Source organism: Actinoplanes sp. NPDC051537 (genome assembly GCF_055586105.1).
In genome coordinates, this window is the sequence record NZ_JBVJIU010000027.1 from 15,726 (window position 1) to 28,842 (window position 13,117).

Annotated in this window: 14 protein-coding genes; 6 read left to right on the top strand and 8 right to left on the bottom strand. The window is 72.4% G+C overall.

Going from position 1 to position 13,117, the window contains the following annotated elements; genetic code table 11:
* Positions 1-7: 7 nt before the first annotated feature.
* From ACZ6TB_RS44255 to ACZ6TB_RS44280, 6 genes are read right to left on the bottom strand one after another with little or no spacing between them, the layout of a single operon-like run.
* On the bottom strand, positions 8-1,465 hold the full coding sequence (locus ACZ6TB_RS44255) for an aldehyde dehydrogenase family protein (protein WP_465566422.1): 1,458 nt from the start codon (positions 1,463-1,465) through the stop codon (positions 8-10).
* Positions 1,462-2,463 (bottom strand): branched-chain amino acid ABC transporter permease, encoded by a 1,002-nt coding sequence (locus tag ACZ6TB_RS44260; RefSeq protein ID WP_465566424.1) that lies wholly within the window; start codon positions 2,461-2,463, stop codon positions 1,462-1,464. The genes ACZ6TB_RS44255 and ACZ6TB_RS44260 overlap by 4 nt, the downstream gene beginning before the upstream one ends.
* Positions 2,460-3,320 carry a branched-chain amino acid ABC transporter permease gene (locus ACZ6TB_RS44265; protein WP_465566426.1) on the bottom strand — a complete coding sequence of 287 codons (861 nt, stop codon included), beginning with the start codon at positions 3,318-3,320 and terminating at the stop codon, positions 2,460-2,462. Before ACZ6TB_RS44265 ends, ACZ6TB_RS44260 begins: the two co-directional genes overlap by 4 nt.
* Positions 3,317-4,006 carry an ABC transporter ATP-binding protein gene (locus tag ACZ6TB_RS44270; RefSeq protein ID WP_465566429.1) on the bottom strand — a complete coding sequence of 230 codons (690 nt, stop codon included), beginning with the start codon at positions 4,004-4,006 and terminating at the stop codon, positions 3,317-3,319. The genes ACZ6TB_RS44265 and ACZ6TB_RS44270 overlap by 4 nt, the downstream gene beginning before the upstream one ends.
* An 8-nt stretch (positions 4,007-4,014) precedes the next feature.
* Entirely contained in the window at positions 4,015-4,737 is a 723-nt protein-coding gene (locus tag ACZ6TB_RS44275) for an ABC transporter ATP-binding protein (RefSeq protein WP_465566432.1), read from the bottom strand.
* On the bottom strand, positions 4,734-6,029 hold the full coding sequence (locus ACZ6TB_RS44280; protein WP_465566434.1) for an ABC transporter substrate-binding protein: 1,296 nt from the start codon (positions 6,027-6,029) through the stop codon (positions 4,734-4,736). Before ACZ6TB_RS44280 ends, ACZ6TB_RS44275 begins: the two co-directional genes overlap by 4 nt.
* Before the next feature lie 109 nt (positions 6,030-6,138).
* Here ACZ6TB_RS44280 and ACZ6TB_RS44285 point away from each other — a divergent pair, with 109 nt between their 5' ends.
* The gene (locus ACZ6TB_RS44285; RefSeq protein ID WP_465566436.1) at positions 6,139-6,933 is read left to right on the top strand and encodes an IclR family transcriptional regulator; all 795 of its coding nucleotides are present in this window, start codon (positions 6,139-6,141) and stop codon (positions 6,931-6,933) included.
* A 70-nt stretch (positions 6,934-7,003) separates the two neighbouring features.
* Complete coding sequence (locus ACZ6TB_RS44290; protein WP_465566438.1) at positions 7,004-8,467, top strand: benzaldehyde dehydrogenase; 1,464 nt, start codon at positions 7,004-7,006, stop codon at positions 8,465-8,467.
* Between the two features lie 16 nt (positions 8,468-8,483).
* On the opposite strand, the gene ACZ6TB_RS44295 is transcribed toward ACZ6TB_RS44290, so the two are convergent.
* Positions 8,484-8,915 (bottom strand): nitroreductase/quinone reductase family protein, encoded by a 432-nt coding sequence (locus ACZ6TB_RS44295; RefSeq protein ID WP_465566441.1) that lies wholly within the window; start codon positions 8,913-8,915, stop codon positions 8,484-8,486.
* Positions 8,916-9,012: 97 nt separating this feature from the next.
* On the opposite strand from ACZ6TB_RS44295, the gene ACZ6TB_RS44300 reads away from it, so the two are divergent.
* The 3 genes from ACZ6TB_RS44300 (at position 9,013) to ACZ6TB_RS44310 (ending at position 11,411) form a co-directional block, all read left to right on the top strand.
* Entirely contained in the window at positions 9,013-9,318 is a 306-nt protein-coding gene (locus tag ACZ6TB_RS44300) for a hypothetical protein (RefSeq protein WP_465566444.1), read from the top strand.
* Positions 9,319-9,418: 100 nt separating this feature from the next.
* Entirely contained in the window at positions 9,419-10,651 is a 1,233-nt protein-coding gene (locus ACZ6TB_RS44305; RefSeq protein WP_465566447.1) for a ricin-type beta-trefoil lectin domain protein, read from the top strand.
* A 100-nt stretch (positions 10,652-10,751) separates the two neighbouring features.
* A complete protein-coding gene (locus ACZ6TB_RS44310) occupies positions 10,752-11,411 on the top strand; it encodes a Type 1 glutamine amidotransferase-like domain-containing protein (protein ID WP_465566449.1) in 660 nt (219 codons plus the stop codon).
* 4 nt (positions 11,412-11,415) lie between these two features.
* Here the strand turns inward: ACZ6TB_RS44310 and ACZ6TB_RS44315 are convergent, their stop codons facing one another.
* Positions 11,416-12,117, bottom strand: a complete 702-nt coding sequence (locus ACZ6TB_RS44315) for an endonuclease V (RefSeq protein ID WP_465566452.1) — start codon at positions 12,115-12,117, stop codon at positions 11,416-11,418.
* Between the two features lie 164 nt (positions 12,118-12,281).
* Between ACZ6TB_RS44315 and ACZ6TB_RS44320 the strand changes: the two genes are divergently transcribed.
* Positions 12,282-13,088 carry a hypothetical protein gene (locus tag ACZ6TB_RS44320; protein WP_465566454.1) on the top strand — a complete coding sequence of 269 codons (807 nt, stop codon included), beginning with the start codon at positions 12,282-12,284 and terminating at the stop codon, positions 13,086-13,088.
* Positions 13,089-13,117 lie beyond the last annotated feature (29 nt).

Genomic DNA, 13,117 nt, shown 5'->3' on the forward strand with positions numbered 1-13,117 from the left:
CGGCTGGTCAGAACGGGAACGCGCGCGGCGTGTCGCGCATGGTGATCCACTGGAGCTCGGTGAAGTCCTCGCTCGCGAACTGCAGGCCGAAGCGGCCCCACCCGGAGTCCTTGAGGCCGCCGAACGGCATGTGCGGCTCGTCGTTGACCGTCTGGTCGTTGAGATGCACGATGCCCACCTCCAGGCGGCGGGCCAGGTCGAGGCCGCCGAGGATGTCGGCCGAGATGATGCCGGCGGTCAGGCCGAAGCGGGACGCGTTGGCCCGGGCCAGCGCCTCGCCCGCGCCGTCCACCACGTCCAGCAGCGCCACCGGCCCGAACGTCTCCTCGAACGCGATCTCGGCCTCGGCCGGCACGCCGGTCAGCACCGTGGGCGGGTAGCACGGCGGCGCGGCGACGCCGCCGGTGAGCAGCCGCGCGCCCATCGCGACCGCCTCGGACACCCGGCGCTCGACCAGGCTCAGCGCCCACTCGTTGATCAGCGGGCCGACGACCGTCGCCGGGTCGCGGGGGTCGCCCACCGGCAGCCGCGCGACCTTGGCGACGAAGCGGTCGATGAACACGGGAGCGACCGCGCGGTCGACGATGATCCGGCGTACGCACATGCAGATCTCGCCCTGATGGACGAACGCGCCGTAGGTGGCCGCGTCCACCGCGAGGGAGATGTCGGCGTCGGCCAGCACGATCAGCGGGTTGTGGCCGCTGAGCTGGAGCACGGGACGCTTGAGGTGGCGGGCCGCGAGCTCGGCCAGCCGGCGGCCGGTCACCGTCGAGCCGGTGAAGCTGATCCGGCGTACCAGCGGATGGGTGACCAGCTCCTCGGCGATCATGCCGGCGTCCCCGGGGGCGTGACACACCACGTTGACCGCGCCCGCCGGCAGGCCGGCCGCGGCGAAGACCTCGGCCCACAGCGTGCCGCCGGTGATCGGCGACTCCTCGCTGGGCTTGAGCACGACGGTGTTGCCGAGCGCGAGCGGGCCGACGATCGCCCGGCCGGCCAGGGTGAGCGCGGCGTTCCAGGGGGCGATCGCGGCGACCACGCCGACCGGGCGGCGCACGGCCAGGGCCCGCGAGCCGGGCAGGTCGGTGGGCAGGATCTGGCCGGTCGGGGCGTGCGCGAGCCCGGCGGCCTGGCGCAGCAGGGCGAGGCTGAAGTCGAATTGCACGTTGGCGAAGTACGACCCGCAGCCGGTCTCGCGGGCCAGCAGGTCGATCACCTCGGCCCGGCGCCGGTCGAGCTCGTCGGCGGCCCGGATGAAGATCAGCTGCCGTTCCGTCGGGGGCATCGCCGACCAGGCCGGGAACGCGGCGTGCGCGGCCTCGATGGCGAGCCGGGTGTCCTCGCCGTCGCCGGAGGCCACCTCGGCCAGGACGTCGCGGCTCCACGGATCGAGGTTGGGATGACGGCGTCCGCTGATCGAGGCGACGCGCCGGCCGCCGATGTGGTGCAGCACCGTCCCGATCATGTGCCGATGCTAGACGGCCGCAGCGTGTACCCGACGGGTAGCAGCCGGAACGGCAGGCGGTCGTCGGCCAGGCTCCACAGGCCGCGGGGCAGGAACAGGGCGAACGCGATGGCCACCGCGCCGAGCCCGATCAGGTACCAGGCGCCGTACTGCGCGAACCGGTCCTGGAGCAGGAAGAACAGCACCGCGCCGAGGATCGGGCCCTCGTACGTGCCGATCCCGCCGACCAGCACCATGAACAGCATGTACGCGGACCACTGCACCCCGAAGATCGACTGCGGCTGGATGAACAACGTGTTGGCCAGGGTGAGCGCGCCCGCCGCCCCGCAGCCGAAGCCGGCCAGCACGAACAGCATGAACTTCAGCGGCATGATCCGTACGCCGAGGGACGCCGCCGCCTGCTCGTCGTCGCGGATCGCCCGGATCGCGGCCCCGCTGCGCCGCCGCAGCAGCAGGAAGACCAGCACCAGGAGCAGAAGCGTGAAGGTCAAGGTCAACCAATAGGTGTACGCGCGGCGCCAGTCCGGCGGAAGAGTGTTCAGCCCCCGCAGCGAGACGCCGGTGCCGCCGCCGAGGTCGCCGTCCAGCGCCACGAGCAGGGCCAGCGCCTCGGCCACCACCCAGGTGCCGACCGCGAACTGGCCGCCGCGCAGCCGCAGCAGCAGCGGCGCCAGGGCGACGGCGAGCACGGCCGAGGCGAGGGCGGCGAGGACGACGGCCAGGTACGGGTGCACCTCGTGCCGGGTGAGGAAGATGGTCCCGTACGCGCCGAAGCCGATGAACGCCTGCTGACCCACCGAGACCAGCCCGCCGTAGCCGGCCAGCACGTTCCACATCACCGCCATCATCAGCAGCGTGAAGAGGGTGGTGAGCTGCTGGACCACGTCGGTGCGGAAGCCGAACGGGACCGCGAAGAGCGCCGCCGAGAAGACGATCAGGACGGCGGAGGAGATCGTCGTGCCCCGGACGGACCGGGTCACCGTCCACTGCTCACTCATGTCAACCGCCGGGCGAACGGGCCGGCCAGCACGACGAGGAACACCAGGTGGCCGGCGAGGATCGAGTACTGCGGGTCGATGGTGGCGCCGAGGGTCTGCGCGACGCCGAGGATCATGCCGCCCCAGAGCGTGCCCCACAGCGACCCGAGGCCGCCGATCACCACCGCCTCGAAGGCGAAGATCAGCTGGGTGGGGCCGCTGGACGCGTCGAAGGTGGAGCGCACCGCGAGGAACACCCCGGCCAGGGTCGCGGTCGCGACGGCGATGGCGGTCGCCCGCGCGTACACCGCGGAGGCCGGCACCCCGACCAGCGTGGCCGTGTCCGCGTCCTGCGCCGTCGCGCGCATCTCCCGCCCGAACGCCGTGCGGCGCAGCATGAGGTGCAGCGCGCCGAGCACCAGCACCGCGGTCGCCAGGATCAGGATGCCCAGGTACGAGACGGACAGCCGATCGGTGATCCGCCAGCTGCTCGTGGCGATGTCGCCGGCCGCGCCGCCGAGCGAGCGCACGTCCGGGTTGTAGGCCTGCAGCAGCGCGTTCTGGATGACGATGGCCAGGCCGAACGTGGTGAGCAGCGGGGTGAGCGGGCCGCCGCGCAGGCTGCGGGCCAGCACCGTGCGGTGCAGCAGGTAGCCGACGCCCAGCATGATCGGCAGCGCCGGGACGAGCGCCCAGAACGGGCCGATGCCGGTCTCCGTGCTCAAGGTCCAGACCAGGAACGCGCCGAGCACCGCGATGTCGCCGTGGGCCAGGTTGATGATCCGCATGACGCCGAACATCAGCGACAGGCCGCAGGCGAACAGCGCGTACAGGCCACCGAGCAGGACACCCTGGACGACCGCGTTGACGACGGTCATGCCCGGGCCCCGAAGTACTCGCGGACGACGGCGTCGCGGGTCAGGTCGCCGGCGTTCGCGTCGAGGACGACGCGGCCCTCGAGCAGGCAGATCACCCGGCCGGCGGTGGCCAGGGCACGACCCAGGTCCTGCTCGACGAGCAGCACCGTCGTGCCCGCCTCGCGCAGGACGGCCAGGCAGGCGTACACCTCGTCGACGGCCTTGGGGGAAAGGCCGAGCGAGACCTCGTCGATCAGCAGGAGCCGCGGGTTGGTCATCAGCGCCCGCGCGATGGCCGTCGCCTGCTGCTGGCCGCCGGAGAGCCGGCTCGCCGGGCGTTTCAGCAGCGGCCGCAGCGCCGGGAACGCGTCGAGGACGGCCGGCAGGTTCCAGCGTCCGGGCCGGGCGCGACGGCCGGCCACGAGCAGGTTCTCCTCGACGGTGAGCTCCGGGAAGAGGCGACGACCCTCCGGCACGTACGCGATCCCGCGCCGCACCCGCTGATGAGCGGGCACGCCGGCCAGATCGTTCCCCTCGTAGTGGATCGTCCCGGCGGCCGGCGGATGCGCCCCCGCGATCGTCCGCAGCAGCGTGGTCTTGCCGGCGCCGTTCGCCCCGATCAGGGCGACCACCTCGCCGTCCGTGATCTCGAACGTCACCCCGCGCACCGCGTGCAGCAAGCCGTGCCGGGCATCGAGTGCGTCCACCTTCAGCATCAGCCGGCCCGCCCCAGATAGGCGTCGATGACCACCGCGTCGCCCAGCACCGCGCCGGGCTCGCCGTCGGCGATGACCCGGCCGGTGTCCATGCAGACCAGCCGGTCGACCACCTGGACCAGGACGTGCACGATGTGCTCGATCCAGACGATCGCGGTGCCGTTCTCCTTGACCTGCCGCACCGCCTTGACCAGCTCGGCCGCCTCGGCGTCGGTGAGGCCGGCGCCGATCTCGTCGAGCAGCACCACGGTGGGGCCGGTGGCCAGGCAGCGGGCCAGCTCCAGGCGCTTGCGGTGCAGCAGGCCGAGGCTCTCGGCGCGGCGGTTGGCCAGCTCGGCGAGGCCGCACTCGTCGAGCACCCCGGCCGCCCGCCGGTACAGGTCGTGGCCGGCGAGCCCGGCACCGTAGCTCGCGGCGACCACGACGTTCTCGAGGACCGTCATCCCGCCGAACGGGCGGGGGACCTGGAAGGCGCGGCCCACGCCCATCCGGCAGCGCTGGTCGGGGCGGGTCCGGGTGACGTCGCGGCCGGCCAGGCTCACCGTGCCGGCCGTCGGGCGCACCGCCCCGGCCAGCACGTTGAGCAGCGTCGTCTTGCCGGCGCCGTTCGGGCCGACGATGCCGACCGCCTCGCCCTCGGCCACCGCGAAGTCGACGCCGGCCAGCGCCACCAGGTCGCCGTAGCGCATCGCCAGGCGGCGGCCCTCGAGCACCGCGGTCACGCCGTGTATTCCTGGAGCTTGGCGGCGGTCGGCACGTTGGGGTCGGAGGAGTTCTCGACCAGCACGAAGTCGACCTTGTACTTCGGGTCGGTCGACTTGATCCACTGGCCGCCCAGGATCGGGGTCGCCACCACGTTGGCGTTCGGGCCCGTGCCCCACGCGAGGGTGCCGATCGGGGTGTTCACCTTGAGCGCGCCGATGGCCTTGGCGACGCCCGGTTTGTCCTTGGGGTTGCCCGCTTTGAGAGCTGCCGCGGCCACGTCGAACAGGGCGAGGCTGGGGCCGAGCTGCTGGTTCCACTGTTTACCGGTGGCCTCGTAACCGGCGCCGAGGTCCTTGCTGGTCAGCCCGGTCAAATCCGATTTATACGGAAAGGTGGGCGTCCAGTAGGCGCCGCCCGCGATGCCGACGCCGATCGGGCCCAGCGCCTCGACCTGGGACGGGAACAGGCCGGTCTTCGCCACCTGGCAGATCTTCGGGTGGTAGCCCTGCTGGGCGGCCTGCCGCCAGAACGTCGCGAAGTCGGGCGGGATCGGGAAGGTATTGAAGATCTCGCAGTTCTCGGCCTTGAACCGGGCGATCTGCGCCGAGAAGTCGTTGGTGCCGTCGGTGTAGGCGCCGGGGTCGACGATGGTGTAGCCGGACTGCTTGAGCAGCGGGCCCAGCGCGGCCCGGATCGCGTTGCCGTCCGAGTCGTTCGGCCACATCACGCCGACCTTCTTGTTGGTCGGCACCTGTGGCCACTCGTGCGTGTACATGTTGTGGAACTGCTCGACGCCGAAGCAGAAGTGGTACGTGAACTTGTAGGCGCTCTTGTCCGCGGGCTTGGCGCCGCGGCCGAAGTACCAGGCCTCCCACGGCACCACGGTGGACACGCAGGGCACGCCGGCCGCCTCGCACGCGTCCGACACCGGGTTGACCGTCTCGGGCGTGCTGGTGGTGAGCATCAGGTCGACGGCGTCGCCGTTGATCAGGTCGTTGGCGACCTGGGCCGAGCGCTGCGGGTTGGACTGGCTGTCCCGGTCGAGGATCTGCACGGCGTACTTCGTCCCGCCGATCTCGAGGCCGCCGGCGAGGGCCTTGCGGGCGAGTTCCAGCACGTACGCGTCGGGCTCGCCGAACCCGGCGGCCGGGCCCGTGCGCGGGCTGACGAAACCGATCTTGAGTGTGGCATTGTTTCCGCTTTTTTCGCCGTTTTTGCTCCCGAGGCCGCCGCAGGCCGAGAGCAGCGGGGCGGTGGCGGCGATCGTGAGAAGGGCGCGTCGCGTGGTTCCCGTCTTACTGACGTCCATGGATGGCCTCCCGGCGAGGGACTGGTGCCGAGGAAGGTAGGAGTGCGCCAGGTCACACGTCAATCGATTGTTCGAATATCTGGAACACCGGCCGATAGAGTGCAACGGCATGACGGCACCGTCGTTCTCGCAGTCCCTGGAGCGCGGGCTGCGCATCCTGACCGAGTTCGCCGACCGCGGACCGGTTCTCGGCATCGCCGACCTCTCCCGCGCCGTCGGCCTCAACCGCAGCACCACCCACCGCTACGTGGCGACGCTGACCAGCCTCGGCTTCCTCCAGCAGGACCCGGAGACGAAGAAGTACTCGCTCGGCCCGCGCGCCGCCGACCTCGGCTTCGCCGCGATCAGCTCGATGGAGATCACCGGGGTCGCGGCCGGGCACCTGCAGGCGCTCTCCGACGAGACCGGGTGCGCGGCCAGCATGGCGGTCCTCGACGGCGCCGACATCGTGTACGTGGAACGGCGCCGCTCGCGCCGGGCGGTGGGCCTCGCCGTCGACCTCAACCTGCACGTCGGCTCGCGGCTGCCGGCGTACTGCACGTCGATGGGCAAGGTGCTGCTCGCCCACCGCGACCCGGCCGGGCTGCGGCCGCTGCTCGACCGGATGGACCTGGCCCGGCGCGGCCCGCGGACGATCACCGTGCGCGAGCAGCTGGTGGCGGCCCTGGCCAAGGTGCGCGAGGCCGGGATAGCGGTCAACGACGAGGAGCTCGCGCCCGGCCTGCGGTCGATCGCGGCGCCGATCCGGGACCGCTCCGGGCACGTGGTGGCGGCCATCAACGTCGCCGTGCACCTGACGACCTGGACGGCGTCGGTCGAGTCGGTGATCAACCGGCTGGGCGGGCCGCTGCTCCGTACTGCCGCGGACATTTCGCACCAGCTGGGTTACCGTTCGAATATCTGAAACACCGCGTTGTCTCGCGCCCGTTTCGGGCCTAGATTCGGCGAACCCCTCGCCTGTCTGGAGGCCCCCGATGGCTCTGCTCGACTCGTCCCGCTGGAACGACCAGATCTTCGAGGGCGGCTCGTGGCGCCCCGGCGGCGGCGCCACCACCGACGTGATCGAGCCGGCCACCGGCGAGGCGCTCGGCCAGGTCACCATGGCCACCCCCGACGACGTCGCGCGGGCGGCCAAGGTCGCCGCCGACGCCCAGCGCGAGTGGGCGGCGCTGCCCCACCCGGCCCGGTCCGCGGTGCTGCGCAAGGCGGCCCAGCTGTGGGCCGAGCACGCCGAGGAGATCACCTGGTGGAACGTGCGCGAGGTCGGCGCCATCCCCGGCATGGCCGGCTTCGCCGTGCACGTGGCCGAGCAGGAGTGCTGGGAGGCGGCGTCACTGCCCAGCCGCCCGTACGGCCAGCTGGTCCCGTCGGAGGAGCCGCGGCTGTCGATGACCCGGCGCTACCCGGTCGGCGTGGTCAGCGTGATCAGCCCGTTCAACGTGCCGATCATCCTCGGCATCCGCTCGGTCGCGCCCGCGCTCGCCCTCGGCAACGCCGTGCTGCTCAAGCCCGACCCGCGCACGGCGGTCACCGGCGGCCTGGTCCTCGCCCGCGTCTTCCAGGAGGCGGGCCTGCCCGACGGCCTGCTCCAGGTGCTGATCGGTGGCGCCGACGTCGGCGAGGCGATGATCACCGACCCGCAGGTCGGCGTGGTCTCGTTCACCGGCTCGACCGAGGCCGGCCGCCGCGTCGGCGCGCTGGCCGGCAGCCACCTCAAGCGCGCGCACCTGGAGCTGGGCGGCAACTCGGCGATGCTGGTGCTGGACGACGCCGACGTGGACGCCGCGGTCAACCTGGCCGCCTGGGGCAGCTGGTTCCACCAGGGCCAGATCTGCATGACGACGGGCCGGCACCTGGTGCACGAGCGCGTCTACGACGACTTCGTCGAGCGCCTGGCCGACAAGGCGGCCAAGCTGCCGGTCGGCGACCCGGCCCGCGAGCAGGTGGCGCTCGGCCCGGTCATCGACGCCGGCCAGCGCGACAAGATCCACGACCTGGTCACGTCCTCGGTCGGCGACGGTGTGCGGCTGGCCGCCGGCGGCACGTTCGACCGCCTCTTCTACCAGCCCACGGTGCTGGCCGGCGTCACCACGTCGACGCCCGCCTTCGCGCGCGAGATCTTCGGCCCGGTGGCCCCGGTGGCCCGCTTCGGCAGTCTCGAGGAGGCGATCGCCCTGGCCACCGCCACCGAGTACGGCCTGTCCCTGGGCATCGTCACCCGCGACGCCATGCGCGGCGTCGAGCTGGCCGACAAGATCCCGACCGGCATCGTCCACATCAACGACCAGACGGTCAACGACGAGGCCAACGCCCCCTTCGGCGGCACCGGCGCCTCCGGCACCGGTTCCCGCTTCGGCGGCGCCCAGGCCAACATCGACGCCTTCACCGACACCCGCTGGGTGACCGTCCGCAGCAAGCCGGCCGCGTTCCCGTTCTGAGCGCCCACCCGTACCTTCAGGCCGGCGCGGGCACGCCCTCGAGGACGATCACCGGAAACTCCCGGTCGGTGTTCCGTTCGTAGGCCGAGGCGCCGTCGGCGACCAGGCGGTAGAGGCGGTCGCGCTCGGCGCCGGCCGTCACCACCGCCCGGGCCCGGTAGGAACCGTCGCCGAGCTCGACCGTCACGGCCGGGTCGGCGCGCAGGTTGTGGAACCAGGCCGGGTGGGCGGGAGCGCCCGCCTTGGAGCCGATCACGAAGACGCGGCCGCGGTCGTCGACCCCGAAGCCGAGCGGCACGGTCGTGCGCCGGCCGGTGCGCGCCCCGGTCGTGGTCAGCAGCAGGACCGGGAACGGCGGTGGGGTGACCCGGCCGTGATTGGCCCGGAACTCGCTGATGACGCCCCGGTTGTAGGTCCGGAACTCCTCGTCGGACGGCACGGCAGGCATGGCTCTCCCCGGTTTCTCGACGAACTCCCGGTCGTACCGACCCGCGGCGCGCGCGAAAGGAATCGGTCCTCGCGGTGCGTGGCCGTACGCTGACGGCATGGATCCCGGCGAACCGGCCACCGTCACCCTGGTCTCCGTCGAGAACCTGCAGGGGTACGTGCCGGACCGGTACCTCGGTCTCGTGCAGGCCCTGGCGGCGTCGGCCGCCGAGGCGACCAAGGCCCTCGAGGAACGTGCGCTCACCCGCGCGCGCCGGGCCGCCGCCGAGGCCGTGCGCCACCGCTCGCCGGTCACCGGCATCTATGTGGTGCTCGGCCTGCGCCTCTCGGCCGGCATCAACGCCAGCGGCCAGCCGGTGTGGGTGGCGTACGGGACGCTCGTCCGCGGCCACCGCGGCGGCTAGCCGGCCACACCTTCTGCGCGACCGGGCAGCATCGCTTGACTTGACGGCAGTCAATTTTTAAGACTGTTGCGCATTAACCCTCTCCCCGGAGGAATCCCCCATGCGCAAGTCCCGATTTCTCATCGCGGCGGCCGCCGTCGTGGTGGCCCTGAGCGCCGGTCTCACCGTCGCCTCCCGCAGTGACACGGCCGAGGCGGCCGTCGTCTGGAACGAAGACTTCAACGGCGCGGCCGGCGCCGGCGTCGACACGTCGAAGTGGAACTTCGACACCGGCGGCAGCGGCTTCGGCAACCAGGAGCTGCAGTACTACACCAGCGGCACGAGCAACGTCGCGATGGACGGCCAGGGTCACCTGGTCATCACCGCCCGCAAGGGCAGCGGCGGCCACAACGACTGCTGGAACGGCACCTGCCAGTTCACCTCGGGCCGGATCCAGACCGCCGGCAAGTTCACCCAGCAGTACGGCCACATCGAGGCCCGCATCCAGGTCCCCAACGGTTCCGGCCTCTGGCCCGCGTTCTGGATGCTCGGCGGCGGCAACTGGCCGGCCGACGGCGAGATCGACATCATGGAGGTCGTCGGCCGGGACCCCAACCGGCTGTACGGCACGCTGCACGGCCCCGGCTACTCCGGCGGCAACGCGTTCGGCGGCCAGCTGCTCGCCGGCTCGCCCTGGTACCAGGCCTTCCACAACTACGCCGTGGACTGGTCCTCGAACCTGATCGTCTGGACCGTGGACGGCCAGGAGTACTTCCGCGCCACCCCGGCCTCGCTGCAGGCGGCCAAGGGCAACGTGAGCTGGGTCTACACCCACCCGTTCTTCGTCATCCTCAACCTCGCCGTCGGCGGCAACTTCGGCCAGGGCAACCCGGCCGGCCTGCCGGCCGAGAGCAAGATGCTGATCGACTACGTGCACGTCAGCACGTCGACGACCACGCCGCCGCCGAGCGGCGGCAACGCGCTCAAGTCCAGCCTCAGCGGCCGCTGCATCGACATCCCCGGCGCCAACCCGGTCGACGGGGCCCGGCTGCAGACCTACGACTGCAACGGCACGGCCGCCCAGCAGTGGACCGCCGGCGGCGACGGCACGCTGCGCGCCCTCGGCAAGTGCATGGACCCGGCCGGCGGCGCGCTCGCCAACGGCACGCCGATCCAGCTCGTCACCTGCAACGGCAACCCGGTGCAGCGCTTCACCCTGTCGGCCGCGGGCGACCTGGTGAACGTCTCCGCGAACCGCTGCGTCGACGTGAAGGACCGCAACACCGCCAACGGCGCCCAGCTCCAGCTGTGGGACTGCACCGGCGGCTCGAACCAGAAGTGGACGCGGGCCTGATCGGTTCTGATCGACCGGAACGCCGGCCGCCCGCTGGGCTGCCGGCGTTCCGTGTGCCCGGCTACGATCGACGCCGGCCAGTCGATCGATGGGAGGCCCGGTGAAGCTTCTGCTCACGTCCGGCGGCGTCACGAACCCGAGCATCCAGGCGGCGCTCGTGCGGCTTCTCGGCAAGCCGATCGCCGAGTGCCACGCCCTCTGCGTGCCGACCGCGCAGTGGGGTCACCCGGCGTGCGGTCCGGCCTCGGTGCGGGGCTTCGTCGCCGCCGGGCCCGGATTCGAGCACCTGTCCGGCCTGGGCTGGGCGTCGCTCGGTGTCCTCGAGCTCACCGCGCTGCCCTCGATCGGGGCGGAGCGCTGGGTGCCGTGGGTCCGCGAGGCGGACGTGCTGCTGGTCGACGGCGGCGACACGACGTACCTCTGCCACTGGATGCGGGAGTCGGGGCTGGCCGACCTGCTGCCCTCGCTGCCCGGCGCGGTCTGGGTGGGCGTCAGCGCCGGCAGCATGGTGATGACGCCGCGGGTCGGGGAGTACTTCGTCGAGTGGCCGTCGGCGCCGGACGACCGCGCGCTCGGCGTCGTCGACTTCGCGATCTTCCCGCACCTGAACGCGTTCCCCGGCAACGGTCCGGACGACGCCGAGCGGTGGGCCGCCGGGATCGGCGTCCCGGCCTACGCCATCGACGAACAGACGGCGATCGTGGTCGCCGACGGAGCGGTCGAGGTGGTCTCCGAGGGGCAGTGGACGAAGTTCGCCTAGAGCGTCAGTCGAGGCCGCGCCAGGTGTCGCGGAGCACCTGACGGGAGATGATGTCGGCCTGGCGGGTCGGCTCGGGGACCCGGAAGTTGGCGCTCAGGGCGACCGCCAGCTCGGTCGCGTCGGCCAGGCCGATGCGGTGGCCGACCGACACGTACACGGGATTGACCTCGGTCTGGGTGCGGACGCTGCGGCCCAGGATCTCGCCGTTCTCGTGGAACGGCGCCCAGTCGCCGCGGCGGGGGCCGGGCGGGGCGTAGGTGCCGATGAACTCGGTCTTGGCGACGCCGAACGCCGGCACGTCCAGCAGCACGCCCAGGTGGCAGGCGAGCCCGAAGCGGCGGGGATGCGCCACCCCGTAGCCGTCGCACACCACCAGCTCGGGACGGTTCTTCAGCTTGCCGACGGCCTCCAGCAGCAGGGGCAGCTCGCGGAAGGCGAGCAGGCCCGGCACGTACGGGAAGGTGATCGAACCCTCCGCGACCGCGACCTCCCGCACCCAGAGGTCGTCCACCGAGATCGTGACCGCGGCGGCCACCGCGCGCCGGCTGCCGACCGCGTAGGAGATGTCCAGGCCGGTGACCGTGGCCGGCCGGGGGATCGGCGACGCGGGCAGCACCAGGCGCTTGCGCAGCTCGTCCTGGATCCGTTCGCCGTGCGCGGCGTCGGCCGGTGTCTCGAACGGCACGGCCGTCCAGCTGAAGCTCATTGCTCGTTTACCTCGGAGCGGCGGAACCGAAAAGTGCGAGCATCCCACCACAGGGCGCAAAACTTCCGGCCGACGGGGCCCTCCCGGCGAGAATCTCACGGCCCGATGTCGGATTCCGGCTACCGTGCCCGGTGCGGGGCGCCGCCCGCGTAGCGTCCGGGGCGATGGACTGGGACAAGGTGGAGCAGCACCTCGACACGTCCACCGGCACCGCCGCCGAGGGCACCTGCCGGTGGCAGGTGACGCTGCGGCCGGGGCCGGAGGGCGCCATCCTCCGGGAGGTACGGGCGGGGGACGAGCCGTGGGACCCGGCCGAGGAGACCATCTGGCCGGCCTGGTCGCCCAGCTTCGGGCAGGACGCGGGCGCGGGCGCGCCGCTGGCGGGCGCGCACGACTACTGGAGCGCCGCCGGCGACCGGCTGCGCGACTCGGCGAAGTGGCTGTCCGCCGTCATCGGCGCGTCGCTGGGCGTGCTGGTCGGCACGTCGCCGCTGGCCGACCTCGGGCAGCACCGGCCCCCGGGCATCGCCCTGGCCGCGGGCGCGGCCGGCATCGTGCTGCTCGGCACCACGCTGTTCCTGGTGCTGATGGTGATCCGGCCGACCTCGGTCTCGCTCGCCGACCTGCAGAAGGCCGACGGCAACAGCGCGCTCGGCCGGTGGCGGGAGATCGTCGAGAGGCAGCAGGACCTCTACCTGCCGACGGCGATCACCACGCTGACCGCGCTGCGCCAGTCGATGATCGTCGAGGAGGTCACGCTGGCCGCGCTGGCGAGCGTGCCCAACCCCGACGCCCGGTCGGTGCGGGCGGCACGGCTCAAGGAGCTGCGGGACGCGGCGGCCCGGGTGGCGACCATCGGGGAGTTCTACCGGGTACGCCGCCGCAGCACCCTGGCGACGACGGTGGGCCTGGCCTGCGGGCTGCTCGGCACGATCCTGATCGTCGCCGTGTTCGCGTGGCCCCGCGCCTGAGAAGCACTCACGATCCGCGATACCTTGTC

Coding starts and splice junctions, on each gene's coding strand:
- ACZ6TB_RS44255 (WP_465566422.1), bottom strand. CDS start 1,465: ATGATCGGGACGGTGCTGCACCACATCGGCGGCCGGCGCGTCGCCTCG.
- ACZ6TB_RS44260 (WP_465566424.1), bottom strand. CDS start 2,463: ATGAGTGAGCAGTGGACGGTGACCCGGTCCGTCCGGGGCACGACGATC.
- ACZ6TB_RS44265 (WP_465566426.1), bottom strand. CDS start 3,320: ATGACCGTCGTCAACGCGGTCGTCCAGGGTGTCCTGCTCGGTGGCCTG.
- ACZ6TB_RS44280 (WP_465566434.1), bottom strand. CDS start 6,029: ATGGACGTCAGTAAGACGGGAACCACGCGACGCGCCCTTCTCACGATC.
- ACZ6TB_RS44285 (WP_465566436.1), top strand. CDS start 6,139: ATGACGGCACCGTCGTTCTCGCAGTCCCTGGAGCGCGGGCTGCGCATC.
- ACZ6TB_RS44290 (WP_465566438.1), top strand. CDS start 7,004: ATGGCTCTGCTCGACTCGTCCCGCTGGAACGACCAGATCTTCGAGGGC.
- ACZ6TB_RS44295 (WP_465566441.1), bottom strand. CDS start 8,915: ATGCCTGCCGTGCCGTCCGACGAGGAGTTCCGGACCTACAACCGGGGC.
- ACZ6TB_RS44300 (WP_465566444.1), top strand. CDS start 9,013: ATGGATCCCGGCGAACCGGCCACCGTCACCCTGGTCTCCGTCGAGAAC.
- ACZ6TB_RS44305 (WP_465566447.1), top strand. CDS start 9,419: ATGCGCAAGTCCCGATTTCTCATCGCGGCGGCCGCCGTCGTGGTGGCC.
- ACZ6TB_RS44315 (WP_465566452.1), bottom strand. CDS start 12,117: ATGAGCTTCAGCTGGACGGCCGTGCCGTTCGAGACACCGGCCGACGCC.
- ACZ6TB_RS44320 (WP_465566454.1), top strand. CDS start 12,282: ATGGACTGGGACAAGGTGGAGCAGCACCTCGACACGTCCACCGGCACC.